The organism is Nocardia sp. NPDC004068 (assembly GCF_042874315.1).
Taxonomy (GTDB): Bacteria; Actinomycetota; Actinomycetes; order Mycobacteriales; family Mycobacteriaceae; genus Nocardia.
Map to the genome: position 1 here is coordinate 1 of NZ_JBIAMW010000005.1, position 16,439 is coordinate 16,439.

Here is a 16,439-nt window from a genome sequence, read left to right on the forward strand (position 1 = left end):
TTTTGAAGGATCACGCGGTGACCACCCTCTACTCGGCTACGACACGCCACCACTTCGCTGGCGTCCGGTCGTACACCATCCTGCTGGACACAACCTTTTTGCGGATCTCGCGGAGTCGTGCGCCGAGAGCTTGCCTCGCTTGTTGAACAGAGTTCGTCACTTCCGGATGTACTCCGAATATCGGATGGCAGCGGGCCAGAGGCGTTCTCTGGCTGTGCGGCAGTATCCGACAATTCCGGGGTCGGTCGTCACCGCCGGACCTACCGGCACGCCTTCCGAATCCACGAGGTTGAAGGCAACCGTCTCGTCATCGAAAAGCCAGTAATCATCCTTCGGAACCGCTGACGGATCTACCGTCGACCGATCTATATACCGGATATCTTCCCCGGCTGCCACGGACGGCCCGGTTACCGAGAGCAGCCACCTCTGGTAATCCGTGTGCGGAACCGTGACGACACGTATCCGGCTCATTGCGAGACCCTGTGCAGTGAGCGACCGAATGACGTCGGTCCACTCGTCCAAGTCGTACTCGTCGTCCGGTTCCCCGGCAAGGAACCGGCGAAGCGGTTCGGACTCTTCCGGTACTGCGTAGATGTCTTTCACTTCGAGATGAAACGCTGATTTGCGAGCACCCCGAAGCAGGGCCATCCAAGCGTCATCGCCTGGCCTGAACTCCACCGAACCATGTCCTTTCCTTGCTGGGCACTTCGATTGCCGTTTCGTTCTTGTCGAAGGTCAATTTTTGGAGTGTTTCCGGGTCCGTGACCGGCCTCCCCGTGATTGTGAACGTGCCCCTCCCGGTATCCAGCAACGTTGCCGCAAGGTAGGTATTCGGTTCCAGGAAACCGAGCAACATGTGTGGAATCTCCACTGTCCCGACGGTTCCCGTCTCCCAGCCTTGGACAATGTACGTGCCTCGATCGGTGACGTAGAGAGTGGGGCAGTTGGTTCTACCCGATCCACCCATCCCGAGAAAACGTATCTCCACGAGAATTCTCCTATCGATGAACTTCTACGTACTTGCGCCTACGGCAGTCATGATCCCAGGCTCTTACCGCAGGTGTATCGGGTTTGACTGGTTGTCGCAAGTTTCCGCAAGTCTGTAGACCGCCGGGGCTGGCGTTTCGTAGCTTCGAACCAACGTCCGGGACTGGTGAAGGAGAGGCCCGGTCCCGGGCTGCCTTCCACCGACCTACCACAGGGGTTGAGATGAGCGCAGACGAAGACGAAACACACCAGGGCACAAGGCTTTACTCGTTTCCCGGCGGGATGCTCGAAGTGCAGGAATCCCCCGGTGACGAGCCGGGTACCGGAGTGTATTTGGAGTTCTACATCCCCCGGCAGTCCCATAGTGGCGCAAGGGGTTTCGGCCCTGGCGAAGTGGGGCGGCTCGACGTGGTGGACGATGGTCCGGAGGTCGCGTGATGCCGGTGTGGGTGGCGTTCGTGGTGCCGCTGGTGGTGTTGTTCGCCGTGCTGCTCTGGCCGCGCCGGGGGTGAGGGGCGATGAAGCTTGATGAACGCAGTGAGCCCGGTACATCTGCCGAAGCTCGGACCGAGGGCGCGGCCCGACATCGAGACGAAGGTGGCCAGGGGAAGACTTTCGTGTCACCACACGCGATAGGGCACCGTCACGGTGTAGGCGGTCGTGCGGTCGGCACGGATGGTCAGGCGCAGCCGCCACTCGCCTGGAGCGGGAACTCGCACACGCTGGGAGACGAAATGGTCGGGGCCGAGGTCGACCGGTTCGACGCGGCGGAAGGCGACATCGATCGGGATCGTGCCGTCGGCTTTCGTGAGTCGCCCGGTGACCTCGGCGGGGGTGAAGGGTGTGCCCGTGCTGTCGGTGAAGCGGAGGGTGAATTCCTGGGGGCCGACGCCGGTGCCGTCGATATCGACGGTGGCGTGCAGGGGTCCGGCCTCGGCCGTGAGGGAGGCGCGCGGGTTGTAGGCGTCGCGGGCCGGGGTGGTTCCGGCGAGGACGGCGGTCACGATCAGGACCGCGGTTTGGGTGGCGAGTTCGAGCCGTAGGGCGGTCGCGTGGTGGCGGACGAATTCGCGGGCGAGCCAGGCGGCGACGAGGGCCGCCGCGACGAGCGCGAGTTTGAGCAAGAGCAGGCGGCCCCACCCTGTGGTCCACAGGGCGGCGAGAGGGGTCGTGGCACGCCATGTCTGGTATGTGCCGGTGAGGATGAGCGCGGCTACCGCTGTGAGCGCGAATCTGCCGTAGCGGGCGGCGAATTCGAGGCGGCCGGGTCGCCGCAGGGTGAGGACGGCGAGGGTGACCCCGCCGAGCCACACCGCCATCGCCGCGAGGTGGATGGTGGTCGTCGCCACGGCGAGCCAGCGGTCCGCGCCCGCGACGCCATGGCCGCCGAGTGCGGTCGAGACAAGCAGGACCACCGACAACACCGCAGCCGCAACAACTCTGGGCCGCAGCGGTACACGACGGCGAGCCGCACCCTCGCCCGAAGCCGAAGCCGAAGCCGAAGCCGAAGCCGAAGGGGCTGGGGCCGGAGCCAATGCCGATGCCGGGGCTCGGGTCGATGCAGGGGCCGGGGCTGAGGCCGATGCTGGGGCTGAAGCCGATGCCGGGGCTCGGGTCGATGCAGGGGCCGGGGCTGAGGCCGATGCTGGGGTCGGAGCCGAGGTCGGACCCGATGCCGATGTCGATGCCGGGGCCGGGGTCGGAGCCGGGGCCGAAGCTGATGCCGGGGTCGATGCCGAAACCACGTGCAGGGCAGCGCGGAAGGTCAGGGCCAGCAGCGCGGCAGTGATCGTGCGGGCCAGGGCGGCCAGGGAGGGTGGGGACAGGAGGGAGCGGGTCCAGACGGCGGCGTCGGTCCAGCCGGGCGCACCGGCCAGGCGGACGGGGGCGAGGGCGACGGTGAGGGCGGAGGCGATCGCCAGGGTGAGCGCGCCCGCGCGGGCCAGTTGGCCGACGACGGGATCGCGGCGGCGCACGAGGCGGGCGACGGCCGGGACGCCGACCGCGAGGGCGAGGCCGAAATAGCCCGTGGCCGTGAGCATTCGGGCCGCGCCGTCGGCGGCGACGGCGAGCGGATCGCGCGGCGGGTCGGCGGCGAGCAGGTCCGGGGGTGTGCCGATGCCGAAGACGGTGGAGCCGGTGACCGTGTGGCCGTCGGCGGACAGCACCACCCAGGTGAACACGTAGGTGCCCGTCGGTGGGTCGGCGGGCAGCCGCACCCCGACGGTGTGGCCGCCGTCGGCGGTGAACATGCCGCCCGCGTCGACGCGGCGACCGTCGCGATCGGTGACGTGTACGCCCGATTCGGCGACGGCCACCGTCTCGTCGAAGGTCACCGCGACGTGGTCGGGGGCGCGCTCGACCGTGGCCCCGTAGGCGGGATCGGTCGACACCGCGATCGCGTGCGCCCCGGCCGTGGCGGCCGCGACGGCGGCCCACAGGGTCAGCAGCGCCAGCGTCGCGACCGTGGTGACGGCGCGGAACGCGGTGCGGCTCAAGGCTTTCGGAGACGCGCCCGGATCGCCGGGGCGCCCGCGATCGCCACGGCCGCGAGGGCGACGACCAGGGCCGCTCCCGCCAGCCAGGTCGCGGTTGAATTCGTTTGCGGGGCAGCGGCTTCGGTGGTGTCGCCGTGGGCGTGCTCGTGGCCGCCGGACAGGCGCAGGACGGGCGCGGGTTTGTCGGGTTCGGTGCCGTCGGCGCTGCGCTCGATCCAGCCGACCGAGGTGCCGTCGCTGTAGGTCTGGATCGTGGGCAGGACGAGTTCGGCGGCATCGGGCAAGGGGCCCAACAGGATTCGGAACTCGGCGAACTGCCCGGGTCCGATGGCGGCGCCCTCGCGGGCGGTGAACAGGATCGTCGAGACGGCGTCGCCGATCCGGTGGCCGTGGCCGTCGTCGATCGGGGCGGGCAGGGGTGTCCGCCGCACGGTCGCGTCCCAGCCGGGGATCGGTTCGGTGCGGGCCTCGGTGATGGGGTGGTCGGTGGGGATGGTCACCTCGAGTCTCACGGTGCCCGCCTTGTCGGATTCGGTCGGGACGCGCAGGCTCACCACGGTGTGCCCGCCCGCCGTCGCGTCCGGGGCGGAGGCGGTGACGTGGGCGGTGGCCGGGGCGCACAGCAGTGCGGTCACGCCGATTCCGAGGGTGACGGCGAGAGGTGTTCTCATACAGTGCCTTTCAGGGCGGCCGCGTCGAGCAGGGCCGAGATCGATCCGTCGTGCGCGACCACCACGGGGCCGCGATGGTCGCCGATCCGCGCGGCCGCCGCGGCGATCGTCTCGGTCGCGCCGATCACCGGCAGCGGCGGGTCGAGGTGCGCGGACACCGGGTCGTCGCCGGGCGCGGCGGCGAGGCGGGCGGGGGTGACCGAGCCGAGGATCTCGGCCACCACGGGGGAGCCGGATCCGTTGCGCTGCACCGTGACCGGCAGGGCGGTGGCCTCGCCGAGGAGTTCGCGGGCGCGGGCGGCGGAGGTCGCCGAGCCGATCACGCGGACCTCGGCGGTGGTGACCAGATCCGCCACGACCGGTTCGGCCGGTGTGAGGGCGGGGGCGAAGCCGAGCCGGGTCAGCCAGTCGTCGTCGAAGTATTTCGACAGGTAGTTGCGGCCCGAGTCCGGGGCGATCGCCACCACCACGTCGTCTTCGGACAGATCCCGGGCCACCCGCAGGGCCGCCGCGACCGCGGTGCCGGTGGAGCCGCCCGCCAGCAGGCCCTCCTCGCGCGCGAGTCGCCGTACGACGGTGAGGGATTCGTGGTCGGGGACGCGTTCGAGCCGGTCCACGATCGCGGGCCGATACGACAGCGGCCATTCGTCGGCGGCGGTGTCCGGGTGCAGGTAGTGGCCGATGGATTCGATGTACCAGGCGCGGCCGTCGCCGCCGCCGTACACCGATGCCTCCGGGTCCGCGCCGATCACGCGGACCGCGCCGCCGGAGACCTCCTTGAGGTATTCGCCGGTGCCCGTGACGGTTCCGCCGGTGCCGACCCCGGCCACGAAATGCGTTACCCGGCCCCGGGTTTGGCGCCAGATCTCCGGTCCGGTGGTGCGCCGGTGCGCGGCGGGGTTGGCCGGGTTGTCGTACTGGCCCGCGTACCAGGCGCCGGGGATCTCGGCGGCCAGGCGTTGGGCAACATTGCGGACGAATTCGGGGTGTTCGCGCGGACGGCCGCCCGGGGTGACGTGCACCTCCACGCCATAGGCGCGCAGCAGCGCGAGCTTCTCGGCGCTCGACTTGTCGGGCACCACGACCACGGCGCGGTAGCCGCGCGCGGCCGCGATGGCCGCCAGGGCGATGCCGGTATTGCCGGAGGTGGCCTCCACGACCGTGCCGCCGGGCCGCAGCTCACCCGCCGCCTCGGCCGCCTCGATCATGGCGAGCGCGGCCCGATCCTTCACGCTGCCAAGGGGATTGAGGTATTCCAGCTTCAGGTAGACGGTGGCGGCGATGCCCTCGGTGAGCCGATTGAGCCGGACCAGCGGGGTGTTGCCGATGGCCGCGGCGACCGAGTCGAAGACGTTGTCGCTCATGCCGCCGCCCGTCCCGGCTCGCCCAGCAGCGCGAGCACCTCGCGGCGCAGGTCCGGATATTCGGGGGAGTCGTGGGATCGCGGGCGGGGCAGGGTGACGCGCAGATCCCGCAGCACCTTTCCCGGGCGGGGGCTGAGCACGATCACCCGGTCGGCCAGCCGCAGCGCCTCGTCCACGTCGTGGGTGACCAGCACGGCGGTGAAACCGTCCTCGCCCCAAAGTCTTTCGATCTCGGCCTGGAGGGTCGCCCGGGTGAGCGCGTCGAGTTTGCCGAGCGGCTCGTCCAGCAGGAACAGGCGGGGCCGGTTCACCAGCGCCCGCGCCAGCGCCACCCGCTGGGCCATACCGCCGGACAGCTGCGCCGGATACGAGTTCTGGAACCCGTCCAGCCCCACCAGCCCCAGCGCCTCCGCGATCCCGTCCCGGTCCGCGGCGAGCGTGCCGCGCGCCTGCGGGCCCAGCGCCACGTTCTGCTCGACGGTACGCCACGGGAACAGCGTCGGATCCTGAAACATCAAGGCGCGATGCGGATCCGGACCCGCCACCGGCGTTCCGTCCACCCGCACCGACCCCCGCGTCGGCCGATCCAGCCCCGCGAGGAACCGCAACAGCGTGGACTTCCCGCACCCCGACGGCCCCAGCAACGCCACGAACTCCCCCGCCTCGATCCGCACCGACACCTCGGTCAACACCCGCAACCGCCCCAACTCCTGCGCCCGGGTCGGCACCGCCGCGGGCCTGCCCAACAACACCTCGACCACACTCCGCCGCCGCGGCCCGGCCACCGCGAACTGATGCGACACCCCCTCGATATCCACCGCACTGCCTCGTATGTTCACCATGGCACCAGATCCTTGTCTCACTCCGTGGCGCGGTTGGGAAGTCACCATCGCACCAGCCCCTTGTCTCACTCCATGGCGCGGTTGGGAAATCACCATCGCACCAGATCTTTCTCCCAGGCCAGGACGCGGTTGCGGATGCGGAACAGGATCAGCATCAGGGTGCGGCAGACTACGGCCATGATCACGATCGCGGCGTACATGCGGGGGTAGGCGGCCCAGCCCTTGGTCCATTGGATGTACCAGCCGAGGCCGTTCTTGACACCGAGCAGTTCGGCCACGACCAGGGCGACCAGGGAGGCGCCCAGGCCCATGAACAGGCCGGTGAAGATGCTCGGCAGGGCGCCGGGGACCGCGACCCGCCAGATCAGGAAACGCGGTGTGGCGCCGAGGGTTTGGGCGACGTCGAAGTAGCCGCGACCGACCCCGGCGATGCCCGCGCGGGTCAGCACCGCCACCGGGAACAGGACCCCGAAGGCGACGATGAACACGCTGCCGCTGTAGGTGGTGGGAAACAGCACCAGCACCACCGGCAGCAGCGTCGGCGCGGGCACCGGACCCAGCGAATGCAGCACCGGCAGCCCCCAGTACGCCGCCACCCGGGACCAGCCGACCGCGATCCCGATGGCCAGCCCGCCGACCGCGCCGATGACGAAACCGGTGAGCAGCAGCACCAGCGAATGCCAGGTGCTGGCGGCGAGGATGCCCGCGTCCTGGGTGAAGACCAGCAGCATGTGTTGCGGCGAGGCGAAATACGGAGGTTTCAGCCAGCCGGATTTCGCGGTGCTCAACTCCCAGAACAGGATCCAGGCGGCGAGCGCGACGAACCACGGAACGCGGTGGCGCAGCGCGAATGTCGCGGCGCGGCTGCGGTAGGCGTAGACGCCCCAGGCCGCGAGCAGCACGGTCCAGGCCGCGAACAGGGCGCCGACGACGGTCGGGTCGGCGGCGTCGAGGCGGTCCGGCAGTGCGAGGGTGAGCGCGGCCGTCGTCGCCCACAGCGCCCAGGCCGCCGCGAAACCGGGCGTCGGGGGATAGCGCCGGACGGAGTTCGGGGCGGCCGGGGCGCGGGGCGGCGCCGCGGTGGTGGTCACCACGTCAGACCCAGATCGGCGTACACCTTGGTGGCGAGCGCGTCCGGATCGGTCTTGCGGTCCAGGTAGCCGGTCTTGGCGAATTTCGCGATGCCGGGGGCCAGCTCACCCTTCAGCCGGGCCGCCGAGGGCGCGAAACCATAAGTGCGCAAGGTGGATTCGATGATCGACCGATCCGCGGCCACATACTTGTTGTCCGCCTCGAGCGTCGCGGCTGGGCCGATATTGGCCCCCACCCACCGGCTGCCCTCCGCCCACGCGGTGACCAGTTTGCGCGCGGTCTCGGGATCCTCGCGCAACAGCCGCCCGCTGATCGCGGTCGTGCAGCAGAACTCCTCCCGGTTGGCGCCCCGCTGATTGTTGGTCAGCTCGCGGGCATTGCCCTTCAGGATCGGCAGCAGACCGTTCGGATCGCTGCCCGCGATGGCGACGATCTCGCCCTTGGCCAGTGCCTCGCCCAGCTGGTCGCCGGGGAAGACGCGCCAGTCGACGTCCTGCGCGGGATTGATCCCCGCGTCGAGCAGATCGAGGGAGAAGAACGACATGGCCGAATCCCCGATCGCCGCGACCCCGATCGCCTTGCCGCGCAACTGCGCCACCGAGGTGATCGGACTGTCGTTGGGCACCGCGATCCGCAGGCACCCCTCGTGCAGCCCGGCCGCGAGTTTGGCATCGATGCCCTGCTCGATCGGCTTGAGCCAGGAGAAGAAGATCCCCGGCGCGGCGTCGAGCTTGCCCGCGCCCACCGCGTCCTTGATCTCGTCCCCACCGGTCTTGACGATCTCCACGTTCAGGCCGTACTTCGCGAAGATCCCCTGGTGATGCGCGGCGTACAGGGGCGCCTCGCAGATTCCGCCGCCGAATCCGATCTTCAAGGCGCGGTTGACCGTTCCGGTGCCCGGGGTGCGGCGGGTGGTGAGCCAGGCGGCCAGGCCGCCGCCGACGACGACCGCCGCCGCGACCCCCGCGCCCGCGAGGAGGGTGCGGCGGGAGACGGCGGCGGGTTCGGGTTCGGCCGGGGCGGCGAGGTCGGCTTCCTCGTCGGGGTCGGCTTCGCCCGCGGCGGTTTCCGCGCTGTCGGTGCTCGGGGGAACCGCCGGGGCGTCGGTGTCGTCGTCGTGCGGGGGCTGGGGAGTGGGGGACATCCGGAACCTCGAATCACTGTGCTGGACCGCGCATTCGGGGCGCGCCGCGGTCAGATTCGCAGAACCGTATGCCGCGCAACAGGTTTCTCGTCAGCGCGATCCGATTCGGGCTTCGAGGTCAGGCCGCGTATTTCCCGGCGAGGGCGGCGAGATCGTCGAGGACGCGCAGCGATTCGGACTCGGGGAGGGTGGGGAGTTTCAGGGTGACCCGTTCGACCCCGGCGGCGGCGTACGCGTCGAGGACGGCCGGGTCGGGCGGGGCGGGGGTGACCGTGACGGGCAGATCGGTGCCGCGCAGCGGGGCGAGTTGGGCGGGGACCGCGGCCGGGTCGCCGATGCCGTTGGGGATCCAGCCGACGCCGTGGCGGATCGCGCGGGCCGCCGCGGCCTCGCCGCCGCCGATGAAAATGGGCGGGTGCGGTTTCCGTACGGGTTTGGGCCAGGCGTGCATCGGGTCGAAATCGATGAAGCGGCCGTGGTATTCGGCCGGGTCGTCGGTCCAGATCGCGCGGATCGCGGCGAGTTGCTCGTCCAGCAGCGCGCCCCGGGTTCGGGGATCGGTGCCGTGGTCGGCCATCTCCTCGCGGTTCCAGCCCACGCCGACGCCGAAGACCGCGCGGCCGCCGGAGAGGTGGTCCAGGCTCGCGACCTCCTTGGCGGTGTGGATGACGTCGCGCTGGATGAGCAGGGTGACGCCGGTGCCGAGGACGAGCCGCTCGGTCACGGTCGCGACGGCGGCGAGGACGACGAACGGGTCGAGGGTGCGGTAGTACTCGCGGGGCAGTTCGCCCCCGGCGGGGTAGGGCGATTGGCGACTCGCCGGGATGTGGGAGTGCTCGGCGAGGAACAGCGATTCGAAGCCGCGTTCCTCGAGCGCGGGGCCCAGCCGCCGCGGCGCGATGCTCTCGTCGGTGACGAAGGTGTTGATGCCGATCTTCATACCAAGGCCGAACCCGATTGCGCGGCATCGTATTCCGGGGCTCGCACGAGCGTGAGCATGGACCGCTTGCGCAGCGTGAACCCCAGCCGCTCGTAGAGCCGGATGGCGGTGGTGTTGCGCGCGGTGGCGTGCAGGAACGGCGTCTCGCCCCGCGCCCGGATCCCCGCCCCCACGGCCCGCACCAACCGCGAGGCGAACCCGTGGCCGCGGAACTCGGCGTCGGTGCACACGGCGCTGATCTCGGTCCAGCCCGGCGGATGCATCCGCTCACCCGCCATGGCCACCAACCGCCCGTCGACCCGGATGCCCAGATACCGCCCCATCTCGATGGTGCGCGGCGCGAACGGACCGGGTTCGGTGCGCGCGATCAACGCCAGGATCTCCGGCACATCCGCGGCCCCGAGCACCACCAGCCCCGGATCGTCCGCGACCCGCAGCCCGCTCCCGTCCATCTGCACGGAATCGAACTGCTCGACCACCTCCCACCCCGGCGGCACCTCGTGCCCGAACCCCCGCAATCCCGTCATACCCCCCGGCCCGAGCAACGTCGCCAGATCCTCCCAATCCCGCTCGTCCAACACCGGCGGATGCCCCACGAACCGCGCGACCTCCGGGTCGTACCGCCCGCACCGCCCCACCCACGTCGCGAACCGCCGATGCTCCCCCCACAACGACCCCCGCACCGGATCATCCAACGGATGCCCCGAAACCTCCACGCCCCCAACCCTTCCCGAGCCCACATTCCCTCCGATCCCTGACCCGCAGCACCGTAACCCCACCCCCACGCCCCCACCACCCTTTAACTCCCCCCGAACCAAACCCCTCCCCAGGCACACGCAACACAGCCGCACCCTTTATTCGGATCCGCACCCCTTGCAGAGCCCTATAACGGGTGCGGATCCGAACAAGGGGTGCGGCTGGGGGTGGTCAGCTGGGGAAGGGGGTGTGGGTGAGGGATTCGGAGAGGCGCCAGAGGCGGGGGGCGTCGGGGTCGGTGCGGAGGCGGGAGTAGAGGGGCTGTTCGGCGGGGGCGCCGCCGAGGTGGCCGGGGCCGCTGGGGCCGTAGAGGCGGGCGCCTCGGGCGTCGGGGGAGGTGGCGGCGAGCAGGGCGGGGAGGAGGGCGGTTTCGGTGGTGCCGACGAGGATGCCGTGGCGGGAGAGGGTCGTGATGACGCGGCGGGCCGTGGTGTCGCGGGCGCGGCCCAGTTCGGGGCGGGCGGCGAGGAGGTTGGTGGGGGCCACGCCGGGATGGGAGAGGTTGCTGGTGATTCCCCAGCCCTCGGCGCGGCTGCGGCGGTCCAGTTCGAGGCCGAACAGACCCAGGGCGATCTTGGACTGGCTGTAGGCGCGGCGGCCGTCGTAGGAGCGTTCCCAGTTCGGGTCGTCCCAGTTGATCGCGTGCTGGTTCGCGGCAATGCTGATCTGCGAGGTCACCCGGGCGCGCCCGGCGTGCAGCAGCGGTAGCAGGTGGGCGACGAGCGCGAAATGGCCCAGATGGTTGGTGCCGAATTGCAGTTCGAATCCGTCGGCGGTGGTCTGCCGCTCCGGCGGCGTCATCACGCCCGCGTTGTTGACGAGGATATGGATCGGACGATCCTCCGCGCGCAGCGTCTCGCCCAGAGCGGCGACCGAATCCAGTGACGACAGATCCAGATCCCGCAGCGACACAACGGCTTTCGGGAACTCCTCCAGAATCCCGGCGACCGCCGCCGCGCCCTTGCGCGGATTGCGCACGGGCAGAACGACCTCCGCCCCGGCCGCCGCGAGCCGCCTCGCCAACCCCAGCCCCACCCCGTCGCTGCCCCCGGTGACCACGGCCAGCTTGCCGGAGAGGTCGGGAACGGTGATGTCCGGTCGAGTACGTGCCATGCTTTGCTCCTGATTTGCCCGAAGTGGATGTGAACCCAGATTGCCCCTGCCCGCTGGCTGTAGCCACGGCCTCTCGATCCCAGGCACACCGAACCGTGAGGGGGGATCCGCAGCCGTGCCCAAACTCGCAAGGGGGGATCCATAATCCGAGGCAACCCCCCGGTACCCCAGGCAGACTGAAGACGATTCCCTATCCGAGGAGGACGCACCCGTGATCGACCGAGCGGGACTCGCCGAATTCCTGCGTCGCCGCCGCGAGTCCCTGCAACCCGAGGACGTGGGACTTCCGCGCGGGCAACGTCGCCGCACCGCCGGGCTCCGGCGCGAGGAGGTCGCCGCGCTGTGCCACATCTCCGCCGACTACTACAGTCGCCTCGAGCGTGAACGGGGACCGCATCCGTCCGAGCAGATGATCGCCTCGATCGCCCAGGGCCTGCACCTGTCGCTCGACGAACGCGACCACCTGTTCCGCCTCGCCGGACACAACCCGCCCGCGCGCGGCGCGGCCAGCGAACACATCGGGCCCGGCCTGCTGCGCATCTTCGACCGGCTCGCCGACACACCGGCCGAGATCGTGACCGAACTCGGCGAGACCCTGCGCCAAACCCCCCTCGCCGTCGCCCTCACCGGCGACACCACCCGCTTCACCGGCCCGGCCCGCAGCATCGGCTACCGCTGGTTCACCGACCCGGACATCCGCGCCCTCTACCACCCCGACGACCACGCCCTGCACTCCCGCGTCTTCGTCTCCGGCCTGCGCGCGCGGGTCACCCTGCGCGGCCCCGACTCGAGGGCCGCCCACCTCATGAACCTCCTACTCGCCGAGAGCGACGAATTCCGCGCGCTGTGGTCCGATCACGAGATCGGCGTCCACTACAACGGCGTCAAGCGCTACGTCCACCCGCACGTCGGCGCCCTCGAACTGACGTGCCAGACCCTCGTCGACCCCGATCAGTCCCATCTACTCCTCGTCTACACCGCCGTCCCCGGCACCGAGAGCCACGAAAAGCTCCACCTCCTCTCCGTCCTCGGCCCCCAGCCGCACCCCTTGTTCGGATCCGCACCCGTTGTAAGGCCCTGAAGGGGGTGCGGATTCGAATAAAGGGTGCGGCTGGGGTTGGTGCCCTACACGGGTAGCTTGAGGGGGTGGTGGGGATCGAGTACAAGCCGGACGCGGATGACCCGAAGAAGGTGCGGATTTCTCGGGGGCTGCCGGAGGGGGTGTCTCGGGCGGAGGTCACCTTTCGGGTTGAGGGTGGGCTGCGGGGGTCTCGGGTGGTGCGGCGGTCGGAGGCGGAGTTCGCGTTCGTGCGCACCGCGACCGACGGGGCGTACGAGGGGGTGTGGAGTGAGCCCGAGCGGGTGTGGGTCGGGGATGCCGATCGGTACATCGAGCGGGCTCGGCGGCGAATCCTGGAGCAGGGGGCGGAGATTCGGCGGCGGCGGGAGGCGATCGATCTGAGCTGCCCGTGGTGTGCGCGGGAGCGGGACTACATCGGGGTGCTCGGATTCATCACCGGGGTCGCGGGATTCCTCACCGAGCATCCGGCCGAGTGGGGGCAGGAGATCGTCAAGCAGCACGCCTATCGCTGCGGTGGCTGCGGGTCCATGCAGTTCTTCGCCGACGGATTCCTGGAGCATCCGCTGCCGGGACGCCCGCGCGACGCCTGATCCCGATTCGACGCGATTGACGCCCACCCACACGGGTATGTAACCACTGAAACCCATTTAGCCGGTAACAGAGGTGTCGCGCATGACCCAGCTCGAAGCCCTCACCCCCCGACAACTCCCACGGGCCTGGCGCGTCGGCCTGCCCGGCCTGCTCACCCTCGCCGTCACCTACGGCTACGGCCGCTACGGCTACGGCCTCTTCCTCCCGCAGTTGCGGCGCGAATTCCGCGGCAGCGCAGGGCTTCTCGGAACCATCGTCAGCATCGGCTACCTCACCGAACTGATCGTGGTCGTCGTCGTGGGCCGCCTGTCGGGCCGGGTCGCGCCCCGCGTGCCGATCGTGATCGGCGGCCTCTTCGCCGCGTCCGGAATGGCGTTGATGGCGAGCGCGACCTCGGCCGGAATGCTCGCGGTCGGCGTCGCGCTGGCGGGAACGGCCCCGGGCTGGGTGTGGGCCCCGTACTCGGACGCGATCGACGCGGGCACCCGGAAATCGTCTCGCGCGCAAGCGATCTCGATGGTCAGCAGCGGAACCACCTTCGGTGTTCTGGTGGCCGGTCCCGCGGTGGTGCTCGTCGCCCCGTCCGGCTGGCGGCTGGTGTGGGCGGGCGCGGCGGCGGTCGCGCTCGCCGTCACGGTGTGGAATCGGCTCGTCCTGCCCCCGGTTCCGCATCCGGGACCGACCGGTGGCCCGCCTCGGCGCCAAGGCGCACGGCTACTCCCACAGCGCGGACACCTTCCCCAGCTACGAGGTGCTCGGCTGTCCCGCCGACATCGAACACCACACGCCCACCCGTACCGCCGCGAACGCGAGCGCGCCCAGCGCGGCGGCGTGTCGTGGCCGACCCCCGCCCGCGCCCGCCTGCTGCTGGCCGCCTTCTCCTCGGGCGCGGTCGGCGCGGCATACTGGGCGTACGCGAGCGTGGCTGTGAGCGAATTCCCCGGCGTCCCAACCACATTCGGCCCCACGCCCCTGTTCTGGACCATGATCGGAGCCGCCGGTGTGCTGGGCGTCCTCACCGGAACCCTCGTCACCTGCTGGGGCCTGCGCGCGGTCTTCGCGACCGCCCAGGCCCTCGTCGCCGCATCCTGCCTGCTGCTCGCCCTCCCCGGCCCCGGCTGGTTCGCCTACGTCGGCGCGGCCGCCCTGTTCGGCGCGGGATTCATGATCGGCGGCACCCTGCTGCCGCTGTGGAGCGAGCGCGTCGACTCCCGTTCGCCGACAGCCGGATTCAGTACGGTCGTCGTCGTGATGACCCTCGGTTCCGCGCTGGGCCCGGCGCTGTCCGGCCCGATCATCGATGCCGTCGGACCGGAACCGGTGTTCACATCACTGGCCGTCGCGGCGGTCGCCACCATGATGGTGTACCCACGCACCGGCGACCTCGCCGAGAACCGAAGGGAGACATAGATGCAACCCCCGCGCCTCGGCGGCCGACTGTGCCTGGACTTCGCCAACACCGTCGGCCCCCGCCGCTCCCGCCCGGACAAGGCGTCCCACGAATACCTCGGCACCCTCCCCGACCTCGTCCGCTGGTGTGCCGCCGCCGAACTCGTCGACGGTCCCTACGCTCTCCACGGCGACGACATCCTGCCCCGCTGCCTCGACCTCCGCGAGGCCATCCACCGCACCTTCGCCGCCGTCGCCGCCGACCGGCGACCCCCCGACCAGGACGTGGCCTCGATCCTGCACGCGCACAGCCGAACCCTGCGCCACGCCACCCTCACCGTCACCCACCCCCGCGCCCGCCTCACCTGGCCCCGAACCGGTCCGTCCGCCGTCCTCGGCCCGGTCGCCGACTCCGCCGTCGACCTGCTCCGCGCCGGCGACCTCGACCGGATCCGCGTCTGCCCCGGCCACGACGACTCCTGCGGCTGGCTGTTCTACGACACCACCAAGAACCGCTCCCGCCGCTGGTGCAGCATGGACCTGTGCGGCGCCCACGACAAGGTGCGCCGCCACCGCGCCCGCGCCTAGCGCCGTCGCGCGCGCCATTCCGCCTCCAGCACACCGAGTTCCGTCGTCGGGGCCTCGTCGTAGAGCCACTCCCGCGCGATGCGATGCCAATTGTTGGTCGTCTCCAGCTGTCCCAGCACCGCGAAGGTGAACAGATCCACCCGCCGGGAGAAGACGTGCTCGGCGGGCAGCCGCTGCTGGTGCATACCGCGGAACTCCTCGGCGCGCGGGTCCACGGCCATGATCACCGCGCCCGTGGCCAGTTCGGGGGTGATGGTCAGCTCCTCGTCGAGCAGATGCCAGCCCGCCGCGGCCCACACGTAGTCCAGGCACTCCTGCGGGGTGACCTCGCCCTCGGGGTCGATGATGCCGCGGGCCACCCAGGCGTCGTAGATGTCCTGGGCCCGGTACTCGCCCGCGGCCCGCAACGCAGACCGCTCGAGTTCGACGTGCTCGGGGTCCATCGTGTTGTAGAGGCCGAAATCCACGAACCCCAGCCGCCCGTCGTCGGCGAGCAGGATATTGCCCGGGTGTGGATCACCACAGAATTCGAAGTCCGCGAACAGGGAACTGACATAAAACCGGTAGATCAGCTCACCTATCCGATCGCGTTCGGGCGCGGGCAGTTGTTGCATCTCACCGAACGAGCGGCCCTCGAGGAACTCGGTCACCAGGACGTGATGCCCGCAGAATTCCTCGATACTGTCGGGTACGGTGATGCACGGATGATTCCGGTAGCGCGAGGCCACCCGATGCTGCGTGCGCGCCTCGCGCACATAGTCGAGTTCGCTGCCGATATTGCGCGCGATCTCGTCGAGCACCTCGCTGTCGGCGGCGCTGGGCAGCAACGATTTCCATAGTCGGCTGATCATCGACAGATTGCGCATATCCGCCTCGACGGCCCGATCCACGCCCGGATATTTCACCTTGACCGCCACCGCGCGGCCGTCGCGCAGCCGCGCCCGGTACACCTGACCGATCGAGGCCGCGGCCACCGGCGTCTCGTCGAACTCGGCGAAAACCCGTGCCAGCGGGCCCAGATCGCCCTCGATGACCCGCCGCATCTCCGGGAAGGGCACGGTGGGCGCGCGGTCGCGCAGCTCGGCGAGCTTGTCGCGGAACATTTCCCGATGCGATTCCGGTAGCAGATCGACATCGAGCACGGACAGAATCTGCCCCAACTTCATCGCCGCGCCCTTCATGCCGCCGAGCACGGTCACCAATTGCTGCGCGGTCTGGAGGGTGGAACGTTCGGCGAGCACGCGGCGCGCCTCCTCGGTCCGCCCGATCATCGACAATCGGGTGCCCACCCCGCGGATCGCCTGTCCCGCCGCGAGGCGGCCCATCCGGCCGCCTCGCGCGATTCGACTCTTCGGCACCCGACCGCTCACTGTCACACCTCCA

The 16,439-nt window shown here is 70.3% G+C and carries 17 protein-coding genes; 5 read left to right on the plus strand and 12 right to left on the minus strand.

Translation table 11 applies throughout. The annotated features are described in order from the left end of the window. Positions 1–156: 156 nt before the first annotated feature. Both ACFYTQ_RS13315 and ACFYTQ_RS13320 read right to left on the minus strand, forming a co-directional pair. On the minus strand, positions 157–648 hold the full coding sequence (locus ACFYTQ_RS13315; RefSeq protein ID WP_387361269.1) for a DUF6879 family protein: 492 nt from the start codon (positions 646–648) through the stop codon (positions 157–159). Between the two features lie 7 nt (positions 649–655). Continuing rightward, entirely contained in the window at positions 656–988 is a 333-nt protein-coding gene (locus ACFYTQ_RS13320; RefSeq protein WP_387360208.1) for a hypothetical protein, read from the minus strand. Between the two features lie 221 nt (positions 989–1,209). Between ACFYTQ_RS13320 and ACFYTQ_RS13325 the strand changes: the two genes are divergently transcribed. Continuing rightward, positions 1,210–1,425, plus strand: a complete 216-nt coding sequence (locus tag ACFYTQ_RS13325) for a hypothetical protein (RefSeq protein ID WP_387360210.1) — start codon at positions 1,210–1,212, stop codon at positions 1,423–1,425. 182 nt (positions 1,426–1,607) lie between these two features. Here ACFYTQ_RS13325 and ACFYTQ_RS13330 read toward each other — a convergent pair whose 3' ends face one another. The 9 genes from ACFYTQ_RS13330 to ACFYTQ_RS13370 all read right to left on the minus strand — a co-directional run bounded on the left by ACFYTQ_RS13330 (position 1,608) and on the right by ACFYTQ_RS13370 (position 11,407). Beyond that, on the minus strand, positions 1,608–3,485 hold the full coding sequence (locus tag ACFYTQ_RS13330) for a copper resistance protein CopC (RefSeq protein WP_387360212.1): 1,878 nt from the start codon (positions 3,483–3,485) through the stop codon (positions 1,608–1,610). Further along, on the minus strand, positions 3,482–4,156 hold the full coding sequence (locus ACFYTQ_RS13335; RefSeq protein WP_387360214.1) for a YcnI family protein: 675 nt from the start codon (positions 4,154–4,156) through the stop codon (positions 3,482–3,484). The genes ACFYTQ_RS13330 and ACFYTQ_RS13335 overlap by 4 nt, the downstream gene beginning before the upstream one ends. Beyond that, positions 4,153–5,520, minus strand: coding sequence for a PLP-dependent cysteine synthase family protein (locus ACFYTQ_RS13340; RefSeq protein ID WP_387360216.1), 1,368 nt, complete (start codon positions 5,518–5,520; stop codon positions 4,153–4,155). The genes ACFYTQ_RS13335 and ACFYTQ_RS13340 overlap by 4 nt, the downstream gene beginning before the upstream one ends. After that, a complete protein-coding gene (locus ACFYTQ_RS13345) occupies positions 5,517–6,362 on the minus strand; it encodes an ABC transporter ATP-binding protein (RefSeq protein WP_387360218.1) in 846 nt (281 codons plus the stop codon). Before ACFYTQ_RS13345 ends, ACFYTQ_RS13340 begins: the two co-directional genes overlap by 4 nt. 89 nt (positions 6,363–6,451) lie before the next feature. After that, entirely contained in the window at positions 6,452–7,453 is a 1,002-nt protein-coding gene (locus ACFYTQ_RS13350; protein ID WP_387360220.1) for an ABC transporter permease, read from the minus strand. Next, positions 7,450–8,598 carry an ABC transporter substrate-binding protein gene (locus tag ACFYTQ_RS13355; RefSeq protein ID WP_387360222.1) on the minus strand — a complete coding sequence of 383 codons (1,149 nt, stop codon included), beginning with the start codon at positions 8,596–8,598 and terminating at the stop codon, positions 7,450–7,452. The genes ACFYTQ_RS13350 and ACFYTQ_RS13355 overlap by 4 nt, the downstream gene beginning before the upstream one ends. A 118-nt stretch (positions 8,599–8,716) precedes the next feature. Further along, positions 8,717–9,538, minus strand: a complete 822-nt coding sequence (locus ACFYTQ_RS13360; protein ID WP_387360224.1) for an LLM class F420-dependent oxidoreductase — start codon at positions 9,536–9,538, stop codon at positions 8,717–8,719. Then, the gene (locus ACFYTQ_RS13365) at positions 9,535–10,254 is read right to left on the minus strand and encodes a GNAT family N-acetyltransferase (RefSeq protein WP_387360226.1); all 720 of its coding nucleotides are present in this window, start codon (positions 10,252–10,254) and stop codon (positions 9,535–9,537) included. Before ACFYTQ_RS13365 ends, ACFYTQ_RS13360 begins: the two co-directional genes overlap by 4 nt. Before the next feature lie 211 nt (positions 10,255–10,465). After that, positions 10,466–11,407: an SDR family oxidoreductase gene (locus tag ACFYTQ_RS13370; RefSeq protein ID WP_387360228.1), complete on the minus strand. Its 942-nt coding sequence runs from the start codon at positions 11,405–11,407 to the stop codon at positions 10,466–10,468. Between the two features lie 211 nt (positions 11,408–11,618). Between ACFYTQ_RS13370 and ACFYTQ_RS13375 the strand changes: the two genes are divergently transcribed. From ACFYTQ_RS13375 to ACFYTQ_RS13390, 4 genes are all read left to right on the plus strand, one after another. Further along, positions 11,619–12,488 (plus strand): helix-turn-helix transcriptional regulator, encoded by an 870-nt coding sequence (locus ACFYTQ_RS13375; protein ID WP_387360230.1) that lies wholly within the window; start codon positions 11,619–11,621, stop codon positions 12,486–12,488. Positions 12,489–12,553: 65 nt separating this feature from the next. Next, positions 12,554–13,078 (plus strand): hypothetical protein, encoded by a 525-nt coding sequence (locus ACFYTQ_RS13380; RefSeq protein ID WP_387360232.1) that lies wholly within the window; start codon positions 12,554–12,556, stop codon positions 13,076–13,078. A gap of 82 nt (positions 13,079–13,160) precedes the next feature. Then, the gene (locus ACFYTQ_RS13385; protein WP_387360234.1) at positions 13,161–14,489 is read left to right on the plus strand and encodes an MFS transporter; all 1,329 of its coding nucleotides are present in this window, start codon (positions 13,161–13,163) and stop codon (positions 14,487–14,489) included. Beyond that, positions 14,490–15,056 (plus strand): CGNR zinc finger domain-containing protein, encoded by a 567-nt coding sequence (locus tag ACFYTQ_RS13390; protein WP_387360236.1) that lies wholly within the window; start codon positions 14,490–14,492, stop codon positions 15,054–15,056. It begins immediately after the preceding gene. Here the strand turns inward: ACFYTQ_RS13390 and ACFYTQ_RS13395 are convergent. Beyond that, positions 15,053–16,426, minus strand: coding sequence for an ABC1 kinase family protein (locus tag ACFYTQ_RS13395; protein ID WP_387360238.1), 1,374 nt, complete (start codon positions 16,424–16,426; stop codon positions 15,053–15,055). The two genes, ACFYTQ_RS13390 and ACFYTQ_RS13395, sit on opposite strands and share 4 nt — an antisense overlap. Positions 16,427–16,439 lie beyond the last annotated feature (13 nt).